Here is a 15,374-nt window from a genome sequence, read left to right as displayed (position 1 = left end):
GGTTCGGGCAAAGGCTCGGCGCACGAGCGGCGAGTGGGGCGTCCGGTCGAGGCGGATAGGCTTATCGGGCGTTCAAAAAGACGCGCAAGGATGCTCCATCACTTCTAGTCGGCGCATGATCCTTCCGGAGAATCGGGTTCGGGATCATACGCAAAGGGACGGCCATGCTGGAAAACAACTCCCGGATTGCGGCGGCGATCGTCGATGACGCGATCACCTCGCGCCGATCGGTACGCGCCTTCTTGCCCGATATGATCGACGACGAGACCATCCGCGATATTCTCGCCGTTGCCGCGCGCGCGCCCTCAGGCACCAACATGCAGCCCTGGAAGGTCTATGTGACCAAGGGCGAGGTCAAGCAGCGCATCACCGATGCCATCCTCAGCTCGGGCATCCGCGCCGAAAAGGCGGAGTGGGACGAATATCGCTATTATCCCGACCAGTTCTTCGAACCCTATCTGACGCGGCGGCGGGCCAACGGCTTCGGTCTCTACGGCGTGCTCGGCATCGGCCGGCGCGAGGTCGACAGGATGCGCGCGCAGCACGACCGCAACTTCATCTTCTTCGATGCGCCGGTCGGCATGATCTTCACCGTCGACCGGCGGCTGAACAAGGGGTCGTGGATCGACTACGGCATGTTCCTCCAAAACATCATGGTCGCGGCGCGGGGCAGGGGCCTGCACACCTGTCCGCAAGCTGCCTTCGCGCCCTATCACCGGCAGATCAGGCCGGTGCTCAACATTCCCGACGAGGAGATCGTCGTCTGCGGCATGGCGCTCGGCCATGAGGACACGTCCAAGCCCGAAAACGCATTCCGCACCGACCGCGCGCCGCTGGAAGAGTGGGTGACGTTCGCCAGCTAACGTGGCGACGCGCCGCCTGAGTTATTGCACGTCGTAGCCGACTTCCTCGCTGGCGTGGCAGAGTGCCTTCCAGAACGAGCGTGCGAACGAGCGGAACACGTAGATGTCGAACTGATCGGCCGCGGTGCGCTGGATCTGCGCGAAGACGTCGTGATGCATGGTCGAGCGGCCGGCGCCGATCGGGAAGGCCGGCAGCGCGAAGTCGATGGCGAAGAATTTCGCCAGCACCCACTCGGCCTTCGGCCCGGCGATACGGATCGCGGTGCGGCCGTGCGAAAGGTCGGTGACCGTACCGATGGCCGGAGTGACGACATCGGCAAAGGCCGTCGCCAATCCCTCGGCTTCATCGACAACCGTAAATTTGCCCGGCGCAAAGCCGAACACCGACCTGGCGCCGTTCGTCACACCGCCGCCGGCGCCGTCGGGCAAAGTCAGGCCGGTGATCGTATGGATGCCGGCCATCAATGTCTTCTCCTCGCCGGGCCAGGCGGCGAGCTGCAGAATCGACCCCGGCCTGGTTTCGGAGAGGATGATTTCGACGCCGTGCTCGAAATCGCCATGCGAGCCCGGATGCAGCACCGGCTCAAGCGGTGATTGGCGTTCAACCATGCATGCGGCTCCCGTCCGGATCGAAGAAATGGTTGGAGACGATCTCGACCGGCCCGAACCGGTTGCGCAACGGGTCGGAAACGTAGGCACGCGAGCCGCGCCGCGCCTTGCCGCCCTTGACCAGGGCCAGCGCGATATATTTGCCGAGCGCCGGCGAATAGCAGCAGGCGGTGATGTGGCCAAGCGAGCCGTGGGGATTGGCTTCGTCAAGCTGCTCGACGATGTGTGCGCCCCCATTGAGCGGCTGGTTGTCGAGCGAAACAATACCGACGAGTTCCAGGCGGTCCGGTGCGATCAGCCCCTCGCGATCCATCATCGCCGAGCCGATGAACGGCTTCTTCTTCGACAGCATCCAGTCGAGATGCAGGTCGCGTGCCGTGGTACGGCCGTCGATCTCGGCACCGGTGACGTGGCCTTTCTCGATACGCATGGTGCCCAGCGCCTCCAGCCCGTAGGTCACCAGCCCGAACGGCTTGCCGGCTTCGATGAGCGCCTCCCAAACATGGGTGCCGTAACCGCCGCCGGAATAGACCTCGAAGGCCATTTCGCCGGAGAAGGACAGCCGGCAGATCATCACCGGCACGCCGGCGATTTCGCCGTGGACGATGCCCATGAAGGGCAGTGCGGCATTGTCGACGGCGGTGCCGCTGACGCAAGCAGCCAATATCTGCCTTGCCTTCGGCCCGCCGATGGCGGCACCGGCCCATTGATCGGTCACCGAGGTGACGTGGACCTTCAGCTCCGGCCAGATCACGTCGAGGAAATACTCCAGATGCTGCATCACCTTGCCGGCATTGGCGGTGGTGGTGGTCATCAGGAAATCCTGCTCGCCGAGCCGCCATGTTGTGCCGTCGTCGAAGGCGAGACCGTCCTCGCGCAGCATCAGCCCGTAGCGCGCCTTGCCGACGGCCAGCGTCGAAAACATGTTGGTGTAGACGCGGTCAAGGAATTCCGCCGCGTCCGGGCCTTGCACGGCGATCTTGCCCAGTGTCGAGACGTCGACGATGCCGGCGCTCTCGCGCGTGGCTCTCGCTTCGCGCACATAGGCCTGCTCGATCGTCTCGCCGGGATGGCCGTAGATCATCGGCCGGTACCAGAGGCCGGCCGAATACATGGTGGCGCCGTTGGCGACGTGCCAGTCATGCATCGGCGTCAGTCGCTCGGGTTTCAGATCGCCGAAGCGTTCGGCGGCAAGCGAGCCGATCGATACCGCCGAAAAGGGCGGGCGAAAGCGCGTCGTGCCGACCTGCGGGATCGGCTTGCCCAGGGCCTCGGCCATTATGGCCAGGCCTGGTATGTTGGAACTCTTGCCCTGGTCGGTCGCCATGCCGAGCGTGGTGTAGCGCTTCAGATGCTCGACCGAGACGAAGCCTTCCCGATGCGCCAGCCGCACGTCGTCGGCCGTCACATCATGCTGGAAATCGACGAAGCTCTTTCCACTGGCCCTGATCTCGAACACCGGCGCCGGATCGGGATCGCCGGGTGCGGCTTCGACAACCGGCAAGGCCGCCGGCGCGCCGGTTCCGCCCGTCGCGGAAAAACCGGCGGCGCGACCTTCGGCGATCGCCTCGGCGGTGGAGAAACTGCCGGTGAAGGCGCCGGCGCCGATCCATTGCCGTGTTGTAGGTTTCGGCGGCAGGAACGCTTGCAACGTTTCGTTCCATTCCGCCTTGGCGCCGGCCTGGCTGGCCAGATGGATGGTCGGCGACCAGCCGCCCGACATCAGCAGGCAATCGGCGTGGATGCTGCGCGCATCGCCGGAAAGCGCGCCACTCGCCATATCGAAGCGCTGCACCTTGAAGCCGGACAGCGCCTTGCCGCCCTCGGTGGCGATCACCGCGTGGCCAGAAAAGATCTCGGCCTCGGTTTCGCCGGCCAGCTTGTGCATCTCGCTCGAAAGCTCAGGGCGTACGTCGACGATGGCGACGATCACGGCGCCGGCCTTCTTCAGCGCCAGGGCCGCGCGATAGGCGCTGTCATTGTTGGTGAACAGCCCGATCCTGTCGCCGGGCAGCACGCCATATTCATTGGCAAAACGCTCGGCCGCATGCGCCAGCATCACGCCTGGTCGATCATTGCCCGGAAAGACCAGCGGACGCTCCAGGGAGCCGGTGGCCAGCACCACCGACTTGGCGCGGATTGTCCAGTAGCGATGGCGGGGTTCGCCCTTGCCGGGCGTTTCCTTGTGGTCGGTGACGCGTTCGAGCGCAGCAAGCGTGTTGCCGTCATAATAGCCCCAGACCGTGGTGCGCGGCAGCAGGCGGACATTGTCACGGCCTTCGAGCTGGCCAGCGGCGCGCCCCGCCCAGTCGGCGGCCGGCATGCCATCGATCGTCTCGCCCGACCAATTGGCCGAGCCGCCGAAATGCGGCTCGAGCTCGGCCAGGATGACGCGTGCACCCTGATCGGAAGCAGCCCTGGCGGCCATCAGTCCGGCCGGGCCGGAGCCGACTACCAACACATCGCAAAACGCATTCATGCGTTCGTAGCGCGCCGTATCGGGAGCCGTGCCTGCCTTGCCCAGGCCGGCGGCACGGCGGATGAAATGCTCACAGAACATCCAGAAGCGCGTGCCCTTCAGCGGACCGATCACCGGTCCCATGAAGGTCTTGTAGTAGAAGCCGGCCGACAAAAGCTTGCCGCCGAGCTGGTTCACGGCACTGACATCCCAGGCAAGTGAGGGGAAACGGTTCTGGCTGATTGCGGTCAGCCCGTCATAGATCTCGACCATGGTGGCGGGAATGTTCGGCTCGCGAACCTCGCCCCGCAACACGGTGACCAGCGCGTTAGGCTCCTCGACGCCGGCGGTCAGCACGCCGCGGGGACGGTGATATTTGAACGAACGCCCGAACAGGGTGACGCCGTTGGCAAGCAGCGCCGAAGCCAGCGTGTCGCCGGCGTGGCCGGTATAGGGCGCGCCGTCGAAGGTGAAACGAATGGTCCGCAGCCGGTCTATGAGGCCGCCAGCCTCGGTACGGCGCGGGCTCATGGCTTGTCCTCGGCCCGGTGCCGCGCAACCGAATTGTGATCGCCGCGCGCGAACGCGGTGCTGGAGATCTCGTGCGTCAGCGTGTTGCGCACGACCCTGAGATGGGCGCGGCAGCCGCCGGAATGCTGCCAGATCTCATTGTGGTCACCGGCCGGGTTCAGCCGGTCGTAGACATAAGCGTTCCAGGCGTCGAGATTCTGCGAGGCGGGCTGTGGGCGCTGGCGATTGCCGTCGCCCTGATAGGTGAATTCGATCACGTCGCGCGGGCCGCAATAGGGGCAGGTGATGAGCATGGATCTCTTAAACTTCTCGTTTGACCACGATCTTGTCCGAAAACCGGTTTCCACTTTTCGCTGACGCGGACCTGCGGTTCGGGATCATGACCTAATGCAGCCGGGGCGTAGCGCCCTGGCCCTTGTCGTCGATCACCAGGCCACGGTAGAAGCGGTCGAGCGTGAAGGCCGCGTTGAGATCGTGTGGCTCGTCCTTGGCAATGGTCCAGGCAAAGCACCAGCCGGAAGCCGGCGTCGCCTTGAAGCCGCCATAGCACCAGCCGCAGTTGAGATACATGCCCGGCAGCGGACCGGTGGTGATGATTGGCGAACCGTCCATAGACATGTCGCAGACGCCGCCCCATGAGCGCAGCATGCGGACACGGGCCAGCCCAGGGAAGAGCGCCAGCATCTCGCTCATCACCTCATCGACGATCGGCAGGCTGCCGCGTTGGGCGTAGCTGTTGTAGCCGTCAAGATCGCCGCCATAGACAAGGCCGCCCTTGTCCGATTGCGACATATAAAAATGGCCCATGCCGAAGGTCAGGACCGTATCGATGAACGGCTTTAGCGATTCCGTGACGAAGGCCTGCAGCACGTGGCTCTCGATCGGCATCGTCTCGATGCCGGCGAGCCGCATGACTTGCCCGGTGCTGCCGGCCACTGCGACGGCTACCTTCTTGGCGCGGATTTCGCCGCGCGTCGTCGTGACGCCGGTGATACGGTCGCCGTCGCGCAGGAAGCCGGTGACCTCGCAGTTTTCGATGATGTCGACGCCGCGGCGATCTGCAGCGCGCGCATAGCCCCAGGCGACGGCGTCGTGGCGGGCGGTGCCGGCGCGCCGCTGCATCAGGCCGCCGACAATCGGGAAGCGCGCGGTGGCCGAGACGTCCAGTGCCGGTACCAGGCGGGCGATCTCCGCCGTAGTCATCAGTTCGGCGTCGACGCCGAGATGGCGCATGGCGTTGCCGCGCCGGGCATAGTCGTCGAGCTGGGCAGGTGTGTGGGCGAGGTTCAGGCAGCCGCGCTGCGAGAACATGACGTTGTAGTTGAGGTCGTGGGCCAGGTTCTCCCACAGCTTCATCGAATGCTCGTAAAAGCGCGTGTTGGCCGGCAGGAGATAATTGGAACGGACCGCTGTGGTGTTGCGGCCGACATTGCCGGAGCCGAGCCAGCCCTTCTCCAGCACCGCGACATTGGCGATGCCGTGCTCCTTGGCTAGGTAGTAAGCGGTCGACAGGCCATGGCCGCCGCCGCCGATGACGATCACGTCGTAGGACGCCTTCGGGTCGGGCTTGCGCCAGGCCGGCCTCCAGTCCTTGTTTCCGGTCAGCGCGTTTTTGAGAAGCGAAAAGGCCGAATATTCCGCCATTCTTATTGTCATCCATTTCAGGCTTGGCGGCAGACTATAGAGCAGGTGGCCAACGCAAAGCCAAGATTGCGCCATCGCTTTTCGACTCCCCGACTTCGATTGACCGACTCCGATTGGCCGAGTTCGATTGGCCGGCTTCGAAAAACGAGACGCCTGGGATGACTTGCCCCGTGATATGAGCCTCTTTATCAAGGACGTGCTCCAAAACTGCCGATGCCGCCCGCGAGTCGCCAGAAAAAAACATGTTCTTTCGTTTACTCCGCCTGGTCTTGATTCTTGCGCTTGTCGTCTCGGCGCCGTCGTTCGTTGCAATGGCGCAGGCACTCGGGCAGGGCGCCGCCGGGTTGATCGCAGACCAGCAGAAGGTCATCCAGAGTCTGACGGCCAAGACCGACGGTCTCGAGAAGAAAATACAGCAGGACGGCCAAGACGATGCCACCCTGGTGGAAATTTCCGGCTTCTATAAGGCGGTCTCGTCCTGGCTGAGCTTCGCCTTCAAGTTCAAGTTCCAGGCCATTCTTGCCGCGACTTTGATGGCGCTCGCATTCGCTGCAGTGCTTTTTATCGGCGGCCGACGCCTGTTCGGCCGCGTCTTCGAAGCGGATCCCTCCGTCGAGGACCCCTCCTATCTCAGCCGGCTGTCGGTGGCGTTCTGGTCGACATTGCTGCCGACGCTGGCGGTCGGCGCCTTCCTTGTCTCGACGATCTTCTTCTTCAATTATTACAATGTTTTACGCGGTGACATCGGCATCTTCCTGAATTCGCTGGTTGCCGTTGTCGCGGTGGTGTTCTGCGTCAACCGCCTGACCAACGCAGCGCTCGAGCCCCGATTGCCGAACTGGCGTCTGATCCCGGTCGAAACCGGCCCGGCGCGCTGGCTGGTGCGGCTGACGACCGCCATGGCCGTCGCCATCGGCATCAACTATTTCCTATCGGTCGTGAACGACAAGATGGGCTCGCCACTGTCGCTGACCATCGCCAGAAGCTTCATCGCCACCATCATCGTCGGCATCATCCTGATCCTTATGGGCCTACTGAAGCCGTTCAAGGCTCCCGACGGAAGCTGGCGCCCCTGGCCGGCGTGGCTGCGTTACACCGCCATCGCGCTAGGCCTATTCACCATCGCGTCGGCACTGCTTGGCTATATCGGCCTTGCAATTTTCGTCTCGCTGCAGGTCGTGGTCACCGGCACGATCCTGGTCACCGCCTATATCGGTTTCCTGTCGGCGCGGGCGATCGGCGAGGAAGGCGGGTTCGCCAAAACTTCGATCGGGCGCTGGCTAGCGGCCAATTCAAGCTACGAAGAGACCGCCCTCGACCAGCTCGGGCTTGTCGTCAGCGCCGCCATCAACATCATGATTGTGCTGGTGTTCCTGCCGCTGATCCTGTTGATGTGGGGCTTCCAGCCCGGCGACATTCAGGCCTGGGCCTACAAGCTGGCGACCGGCCTCACCATCGGTTCGGTGACGATCTCGGTCACCGGCATTCTCACCGGCGTCGTCGTCTTCATTATCGGCTATTTCCTCACGCGCTGGTTCCAGGGCTGGCTCGACGGCTCGGTGATGGCGCGCGGCCGGGTCGACACCGGCGTGCGCAATTCGATCCGGCTGGCGGTCGGTTATGCCGGCGTCGCGGTCGCGGCACTGGTCGGCATCTCGGCGGCCGGTATCGACCTCTCCAATCTTGCGCTGGTCGCCGGCGCCCTGTCCCTCGGCATCGGTTTCGGCCTGCAGAATGTCGTCTCGAATTTCGTGTCGGGCCTGATCCTTTTGGCCGAGCGGCCGTTCAAGGTCGGCGACTGGATCGTCGCCGGTGACATCAGCGGCACGGTCAAGAAGATCAGCGTGCGCGCCACCGAGATCGAAACGTTCCAACGGCAATCGGTGATCCTGCCCAATTCAAACCTGATCAACAATGCGGTCGGCAACTGGACGCACCGCAACAAGCTCGGCCGGATCGACATCAAGGTCGGCGTTGCCTATGGCAGCGACGTCAAGCAAGTGCATGGCGTCCTGCTGGAGATCGCACGCAGCCATCCGCTGGTGCTGAAGAACCCGGAACCCTTTGTGTTGTTTTCCAATTTCGGCCCGGCCGCGCTCGAATTCGAGATACGCGTGTTCCTGGCAGACGTTCTTAGTGGCAATATCGTCCAGAACGACATCCGCTTTGCCATCTTCGATGTGTTCGCCGACCAGCATATCGAAATTCCGTCGACACCGCGCGCCGTCGTCGAGACCAAAAAGCACGAGGCGTGGCCGATCGACGACGACAAGATCGAAGTCGAATTCGCCGAGCGGGAACAAGCAAAAGCTCTAGCGGCGGTCGAGGCGAAACGTCTCGCCAAGTCGGCACGCAAGGTCCGCAAGCCCGATCCTGACTAGCAGCGTGCCTTCAAGTCTTCGGAAACCAATTGCGGCATGAATGCGGCATTCAGTTGCTGTTCAGCTTGCATTGCATATAAGCTCACCTGCAAACGGCGAGAATGCCTTGCGAAATGCAACAGAGGCGGTGGCAACACCGATACTGCAAAATGTGGAAGTCTCTCGTCGCCGCCATCGCTTTTCTGGCCGTGGGCGGTTCGGCCCATGCCGCCAGCGCGGTCAACAAGGACGCCGAGACCCGCACGCTGATCGTGACGGAAGGCGGCGGCAAGACCGAGCTGGCGCTGGCCGCCGGCGAAACCGTGGAATTTTGCCCGAGCGGCTGTTTTGTTACCTTGCCGAATGGCGACCTCGAGGCGCTGACGGGTTCGGAAACCGTCGAGATCTCGGGCGGCGTCGCGCGCATCAAGTAAAGTCGACGCCATGATTTTTGAAGGCCGGGCAAACGCCCGGCCTTTTATTTACTTCCAGTAATCGGCGATGAAGGTATTCACTTTTCTTCGAAGCTGCGCAGAACGGGCTCTAGCAGCGCTTTCGTACCGAGCAGGGTGAAGGCGTAGGTCCAACTGCATTCGACGAGCTGGTGGCGCGGGCTTTTTTGGCGATGTCGCAAACAGGCTGCAAGCGCGCCGCCGCGCCGACCTATAGTCTGCTCGCAATAGAATCTTGGAGTCGCGGGCAATGGCAGGGTTTCCGGAAAAGGCGAAGGTCGTCATCGTCGGGCTGGGCGGCATCGTCGGCGCATCGGTCGCCCATCACCTGATAGAGCGCGGATGGGACGATATTGTCGGCATCGACAAATCGGGCATCCCGACGGATATCGGCTCGACGGCGCACGCCTCCGACTTCTGCTACACGACCAGCCATGATTTCCTGTCGTGCTGGACGACGCTCTATTCCATCGATTTCTACGAAAAGATGGGTCATTACGCTCGCATCGGCGGCCTCGAGGTCGCACGCGTCGGAGACGACGCCCGCATGGCGGAAATCAAGCGCAAGATCGCCTCGGCGAAGGCCTTCGGCACACGCGCCCGCCTGATCGATCCCGCCGAAATCAAGGAAAAATTCCCGCTGATCGAAGAACAGATGGTACAGGGCGGCCTGTGGGATCCCGATGCCGGCCTCGTCATCCCGCGTTCGCAGACAGTCGCCGGCAAGCTGGTCGACCAGGCGGAAGCCTCGGGCAAACTCAAGGCGTTTGCCAACACCTCGGCCAGGTCGCTCGTCATCGAGAACGGCCGCATCAAGGGCGTGGTGACCGACCGCGGCACCATCCAGGCCGACTACGTCGTGGTCTGCACGGGCATCTGGGGGCGGCTGATCGCGGAAATGGCGGGCGAGGACCTGCCGGTCATGCCGATCGACCACCCGCTCACCTTCTTCGGGCCGTACACCGAGTTCGCCGGCACCGGCAAGGAGATCGGCTGGCCGCTGCTGCGCGATCAGGGTAATTCGGCCTATATGCGCGATACCGGCGATCCCAAGACCGCCGAAGGCGGGCAGATCGAATGGGGTTATTACGAAGAAACCAATCCGCGCCTTTGCCATCCGCGCGATATTCTCGAGAAAAACGAGGCACGGCTTTCGCCGTCGCAGCGCGATCTCGACATGGAGCAGATCCTGGCGCCGCTGGAGCGGGCCATGGAACTGACGCCGATCCTGGGCGAGCTGGGCTACAATGAGAGCCATTCCTTCAACGGGCTGCTGCAGGTGACGGCGGACGGCGGTCCTTCGATGGGCGAAAGCCAGAAGGTGAGGGGCCTCTGGTATGCCGTGGCGATCTGGGTCAAGGACGGTCCCGGCATGGGCAAGCTCATCGCCGATTGGATGACAGACGGCCGCACGGCGATCGACCATCACGCCATCGACTATTCGCGCTTCTATCCGCACCAGACGAAAGAGCAGTTCATCTGGGACCGCTGCACTGAAACGGCGATGAAGGTCTACAATCCGGCGGTCCATCCGCGCGAGCCCTTCTCCAAGGCTCGCAATGTCCGCCGCTCGCCGTTCTGGGAGCGCGAGAAGGAACTCGGCGGCTATTTCATGGAGCTAGGCGGCTGGGAGCGCGCCCATGGCTACGCCGCCAACGAGCATCTGCTCGAGAAATACGGCAACCGGGTGCCGGTGCGCCAAAACGAATGGGATAACCGCCACTTCTGGCGCGTCTCGAACGCCGAGCATCTCGCCATGAGCGAGGATTGCGGCATCGTCAACCTGTCGCATTTCGCCATGTACGACGTCGAAGGCCCGGACCATGTCGCGCTGATGGAATGGCTGTGCGCGGCAAAGATCGGCGGCGACAACAATACCGGCAGGGGCATCTACACCCATTTCCTCGACGAGGAAGGCATGGTGCGCGCCGACCTGACCGTCATCCGCATGGCCGACCGCTGCCGCGTCATCGACGGCGCCGATGCCGGGCCGCGCGACTTCCAGTACATGCGCCGGACGGCAGAAGACAAAGGCTTCGACGTTACCGTCACCGACGTGACCGAGAAGTACGTGACCATCGGCATCTGGGGTCCGAACGCGCGGGCGACATTGAGCAAGTGCGTGGAAAACCCCGACGGGCTGACGCCGGAGAATTTTCCCTTTGCCGCGATCAAGCCCGTCAGGATCGCCGGCAAGGACGTGACCGCCTTCCGCATCTCCTATGTCGGCGAGCAAGGCTGGGAACTGCACATGCGCTACGAGGACGGCCTCGCTGTCTGGGACGCGCTGCGGTCGACCGGCGTGATGGCCTTTGGCGTCGAGACCTATGCCAACAGCCGCCGTATGGAGAAGAGCCTGCGCCTGCAAAACGCGGATCTGTTGACCGAATATAATCTGCTGGAAGCCGACCTTGCCCGACCGAAGGTTAAGGAGGCCGATTTCTGCGGCAAGGCAAAGCATCTGGAATATCGCGCCCGGGTGCACCAGCCGGCCATGCTTTGCACGCTTATCATGACGGACAATACCGATTCCAACGGCGTTCCCCGCTATCCGGTCGGCACGATGCCGGTGATGGACCCGCAAACCGGTGAGACGCTCGTCGACGAGCTCGGCCGCCGCTCCTTCACGACCTCGGTGGCCTATGGTCCGACCCTCGGCAAGAACATCGCGCTCGCCTACCTTCCCTGGGCGTATTGCCAGGAGGGCCGCAAGCTGAACGTCGAATATTTCGGCGAGAAATACCCAGTCGAAGTGGCCGCCGTCGGCTACAGGCCGCTCTATGACCCGGAGAACCTCAATCCGCGCAGCTAAGCATTGGGGCGGTCGCAAAAATGTGACCGAATGAGCCCGGCTCTCCACCGGGCTTTCTCTTTGTCGATCGGCGATTTTCGCTTAACGTGCGGCATGTCTGGTTTTGCCAGTGCAAGACATTTCGTCTCGGGTGCCGCCGCGCTGGCGTCGGTGCTATGGCCGGCGGCAATCTCCCGCGCCGCCGAGCCGGTCGATGTCGAACTGGTGCTGGCAGTCGACGTATCCTTGTCCATGTCGCCGGACGAGCTCGAAATCCAACGTCATGGCTATGCGGCGGCGCTGACGCATGACGATGTCCTGCAGGCAATCGGCGAAGGCGCTCATGGCAAGATTGCCGTCACCTATGTCGAATGGGCTGGCGCGACCTGGCAGCAGGTCGTCGTGCCGTGGACGGTGATCGCCAATCGTGCCGACGCCGAACGGCTGGCAGCGCAGCTTTCCGCTCATCCGCCGGCCAGTGCCAGGCGCACCTCGATCTCCGGCGCGCTGGAATTCGCCAGCGATCTCTTTGCCGAAAGCGGCTTCCAGGGCGTCAAGCGGGTGATCGACATTTCGGGTGACGGCCCCAACAACCAGGGCGCACCTGTCGATATCACCCGCGACGCCGTGATCAAGCAGGGCATCACCGTCAACGGCCTGCCGCTGATGACCAGGGGCGGGTTCACCAGCGCCTACGATGTCAACAATCTCGACCGCTACTACAGCGACTGCGTCATCGGCGGGCCGGGCTCTTTCATGATTCCGGTCAATGACTGGACGCAGTTTCCGGAGGCCATCCGCCGCAAGCTGGTGCTGGAGCTTGCCGGTCCGGCCTCGCCGCAGCGAGCGGCGGAAGAGGCGGCGCATCCGCCATTGGTGCTGGCACAGGACATCCCCGTCACCGACTGCCTGGTCGGCGAAAAAATGTGGCGCGATCGCAGCTGGATGTACAACACCCGCTAATGGCGAAGTTTGCTGCCGGTGGTGACATACCGCAGTGCAGCATCTGCTTCATTGACAAGGCTGTGCGCGTCTGTGACACAATTCTCCATCCGAACAAAAAAGGGGAACCGACATGAACAAGATCGGAATTCTTGCAGCAAGCTTGACGCTTGCCGTCGGATTGTCCGCGCCGGCCACCGCCGCTACATCGGTCAGCATCGGCATCAGCGGATGGACGGGCTTTGCGCCGCTGACGCTCGCCAAGCAGGCCGGCATCTTCGAAAAGCACGGCCTCGACGTCACCTTGAAGAAGGTGCCGCAAGCCAGTCGGCCCCTCGCCATCGCCAGCGGCGACCTGCAATGCGCCGCCACTACGGTCGAGACCTGGCTGGTCTGGAACGCTAACGGCGTGACGACCAAGCAGATATTCCAGCTCGACAAGTCCTACGGCGCCGACGGCATCGTCGCCCGCAACGACATCAAGACCGTCGCCGATCTCAAGGGTAAGTCGGTCGCGTCCTCGGCACCGGGCACGTCGCCCTATTTCATGCTGGCCTGGGTGCTCAACAAGAACGGCATGTCGACCAAGGACGTGACGGTCGTCAACCTGGAGCCGGACGCGGCGGCGCAGGCGTTTCTCGCCGGACAGAACGATGCGGCGGTCACCTATGAGCCGTTCATCTCGGCGGTGCGCGAAAAGTCCGACCAGGGCCATATCCTTGTGACCACTCTCGATTATCCGATGGTGCTCGACACGGTCGGCTGCACGCCGGAGTTCCTCAAGGCCAATCCGGATGCGGCCAAGGCGCTTGCCGACAGCTATTTCGAGGCACTTGACCTGATAAAGAGCGACCCGGCGAAATCCTATGAGACAATGGGCGCCGACGTGAAGCAGTCGGCCAAGGAGTTCGAAGAGTCGGCAAAATACCTGAAATGGGCCGACAAGGCTGAAAACAAGCAGTTCTTCACCAAGGAATTCCAGGACTTTTCCAAGACCGCCGGCGAGCTTCTGCTGCAGATGGGCTTGATCAAGGAAGCGCCCGACGTATCGACATTGGCCGACACCAGCGCCGTCGCCGACTAACCGGCAGGATTGTCGCCCGGCGGCGGCGCGTGCGCCGCCGCTTTTTCATTCCGATCAGAGGACGGTCGAAGATGCCGCGCCCCTTGCATCCGGTCTCGCCGGGCATTCGAACCGTGCTCGGCATTTCGTTCTTCGTGCTGTTCGTGGCGTTCTGGGCGTGGATCACGCTTGGCGGCCACGTCAATCGCATTTTCCTTGCCGATCCGCTGTCGATGGTGAGAGACGGTTGGCGGCTGCTGGTCGAGGACCGCTTCTGGCTCGACATCCTTATCACCATCTGGCGCGTCTTCGGCGGGTTCCTGATGGCGGCCATCGTTGCCGTGCCGCTTGGCATCGTGATGGGTGCCTGGAAGCCCGTGGAGGCGTTCCTGGAGCCGTTCGTCTCCTTCGCCCGCTATCTGCCGGCATCGGCCTTCATCCCGCTGCTCATTCTGTGGGCGGGCGTTGGCGAGCTCGAAAAACTGCTGGTGATCTTCGTCGGCTCGGTGTTCCAGATCATCCTGATCATCGCGGTCAAGGTCGGCGGCACACGGCGCGACCTGGTCGAGGCGGCCTACACGCTTGGCTCGTCCGACAACGGCATCGTGCGGCGCGTGATCATGCCGGCCAATGCGCCGGAGATTGCCGAGACCCTGCGGCTGGTGCTCGGCTGGGCCTGGACCTATGTCATCGTCGCCGAGCTGATCGGCTCGTCGTCGGGCATCGGCTACATGATCATCAACAGCCAGTCGCGGCTGGCGACAGGGCAGATCATCTTCGGCATCATCGTCATCGGCCTGATCGGGCTGTTGTCCGATTTCGCCTTCAAGGCGCTCAACCGTTGGCTGTTTCCATGGAGCCTGGCGTGAGCAAGCTGGTCATCGAAGGCGTCTCGCGTACCTTCGCCGGTGTCGGCGGTGGGCAGCCGGTCAAGGCGCTGATGCCGATCGATCTGGCGGTCGCCGCCAACGACTTCATCACCATCCTGGGGCCATCCGGCTGTGGAAAGTCGACGCTGCTCAGGATCGTCGCCGGCCTCGAAGCGCCGAGTGGGGGACGTGTTATGCTCGACGGCAGGGTGGTGGACCGGCCCGGTCCAGACCGCGGCATGGTTTTCCAGTCCTATACGCTGTTTCCGTGGCTGACGGTCGCCGAGAACATCGGCTTCGGCCTGCGCGAACGTGGAATGGCCGAGCACGAGCGCAACGAAATCGTCGCTTCTTACGTCGATCTCGTCGGGCTGAGAGGTTTTGAAAACCATTGGCCGAAGCAGCTTTCCGGCGGCATGCAGCAGCGCACCGCGATTGCCAGGGCACTGGCCAACGATCCGGAGATCCTGCTGCTCGACGAGCCGTTCGGCGCACTCGACAACCAGACCCGCGGGCTGATGCAGGAACTGCTTCTCGGCATATGGGAGCGCCGGCAAAAAACGGTGCTGTTCGTCACCCATGACATCGAGGAGGCGATCTTCATGGCGTCGCGCGTGGTGGTGATGACGGCGCGGCCCGGCCGCATCAAGTCGGACGTTGCCGTCGACCTGCCGCATCCGCGCCACTACACGCTGAAGACCAGCCCGGAATTTTCGGCGCTGAAGGCGCGGCTGACGGAAGACATCCGCGTCGAGGCGATACGCACGGCGCAGGTATAGTCGGGTCAGCAAG

The 15,374-nt window shown here is 63.1% G+C and carries 12 protein-coding genes; 8 read left to right on the top strand and 4 right to left on the bottom strand.

The features are described from left to right. The first annotated feature begins 164 nt into the window (after positions 1-164). On the top strand, positions 165-863 hold the full coding sequence (locus NKH83_RS13915; RefSeq protein WP_352799671.1) for a nitroreductase: 699 nt from the start codon (positions 165-167) through the stop codon (positions 861-863). 21 nt (positions 864-884) lie between these two features. Here NKH83_RS13915 and NKH83_RS13910 read toward each other — a convergent pair whose 3' ends face one another. The 4 genes from NKH83_RS13910 to NKH83_RS13895 all read right to left on the bottom strand — a co-directional run bounded on the left by NKH83_RS13910 (position 885) and on the right by NKH83_RS13895 (position 6,105). Continuing rightward, positions 885-1,472 (bottom strand): sarcosine oxidase subunit gamma, encoded by a 588-nt coding sequence (locus NKH83_RS13910; protein ID WP_254818153.1) that lies wholly within the window; start codon positions 1,470-1,472, stop codon positions 885-887. Then, complete coding sequence (locus NKH83_RS13905; protein WP_352805197.1) at positions 1,465-4,461, bottom strand: sarcosine oxidase subunit alpha; 2,997 nt, start codon at positions 4,459-4,461, stop codon at positions 1,465-1,467. The genes NKH83_RS13910 and NKH83_RS13905 overlap by 8 nt, the downstream gene beginning before the upstream one ends. Then, entirely contained in the window at positions 4,458-4,754 is a 297-nt protein-coding gene (locus NKH83_RS13900; RefSeq protein WP_023676536.1) for a sarcosine oxidase subunit delta, read from the bottom strand. Before NKH83_RS13900 ends, NKH83_RS13905 begins: the two co-directional genes overlap by 4 nt. Before the next feature lie 91 nt (positions 4,755-4,845). Continuing rightward, entirely contained in the window at positions 4,846-6,105 is a 1,260-nt protein-coding gene (locus NKH83_RS13895) for a sarcosine oxidase subunit beta (protein ID WP_352477589.1), read from the bottom strand. 242 nt (positions 6,106-6,347) lie between these two features. Between NKH83_RS13895 and NKH83_RS13890 the strand changes: the two genes are divergently transcribed. The 7 genes from NKH83_RS13890 (at position 6,348) to NKH83_RS13860 (ending at position 15,361) form a co-directional block, all read left to right on the top strand. Then, entirely contained in the window at positions 6,348-8,486 is a 2,139-nt protein-coding gene (locus tag NKH83_RS13890; protein WP_352805195.1) for a mechanosensitive ion channel family protein, read from the top strand. Between the two features lie 149 nt (positions 8,487-8,635). Next, positions 8,636-8,899 carry a hypothetical protein gene (locus NKH83_RS13885; RefSeq protein WP_254818157.1) on the top strand — a complete coding sequence of 88 codons (264 nt, stop codon included), beginning with the start codon at positions 8,636-8,638 and terminating at the stop codon, positions 8,897-8,899. A gap of 268 nt (positions 8,900-9,167) precedes the next feature. Continuing rightward, positions 9,168-11,729 (top strand): GcvT family protein, encoded by a 2,562-nt coding sequence (locus tag NKH83_RS13880; protein WP_352477592.1) that lies wholly within the window; start codon positions 9,168-9,170, stop codon positions 11,727-11,729. A gap of 93 nt (positions 11,730-11,822) precedes the next feature. Then, positions 11,823-12,671: a DUF1194 domain-containing protein gene (locus NKH83_RS13875; protein ID WP_352738691.1), complete on the top strand. Its 849-nt coding sequence runs from the start codon at positions 11,823-11,825 to the stop codon at positions 12,669-12,671. Positions 12,672-12,783: 112 nt separating this feature from the next. Then, positions 12,784-13,734 (top strand): ABC transporter substrate-binding protein, encoded by a 951-nt coding sequence (locus NKH83_RS13870; protein ID WP_352738689.1) that lies wholly within the window; start codon positions 12,784-12,786, stop codon positions 13,732-13,734. Positions 13,735-13,805: 71 nt separating this feature from the next. After that, on the top strand, positions 13,806-14,582 hold the full coding sequence (locus NKH83_RS13865; protein ID WP_023676527.1) for an ABC transporter permease: 777 nt from the start codon (positions 13,806-13,808) through the stop codon (positions 14,580-14,582). After that, positions 14,579-15,361 (top strand): ABC transporter ATP-binding protein, encoded by a 783-nt coding sequence (locus NKH83_RS13860; RefSeq protein WP_352805190.1) that lies wholly within the window; start codon positions 14,579-14,581, stop codon positions 15,359-15,361. Before NKH83_RS13865 ends, NKH83_RS13860 begins: the two co-directional genes overlap by 4 nt. Positions 15,362-15,374: the final 13 nt, after the last annotated feature.

The sequence above is a fragment of the Mesorhizobium sp. M0909 genome, assembly GCF_040319515.1.
Lineage (GTDB): Bacteria > Pseudomonadota > Alphaproteobacteria > Rhizobiales > Rhizobiaceae > Mesorhizobium.
Note: the sequence above shows the minus strand (reverse complement) of the source record. Positions and strands in the feature narration are given on the sequence as shown.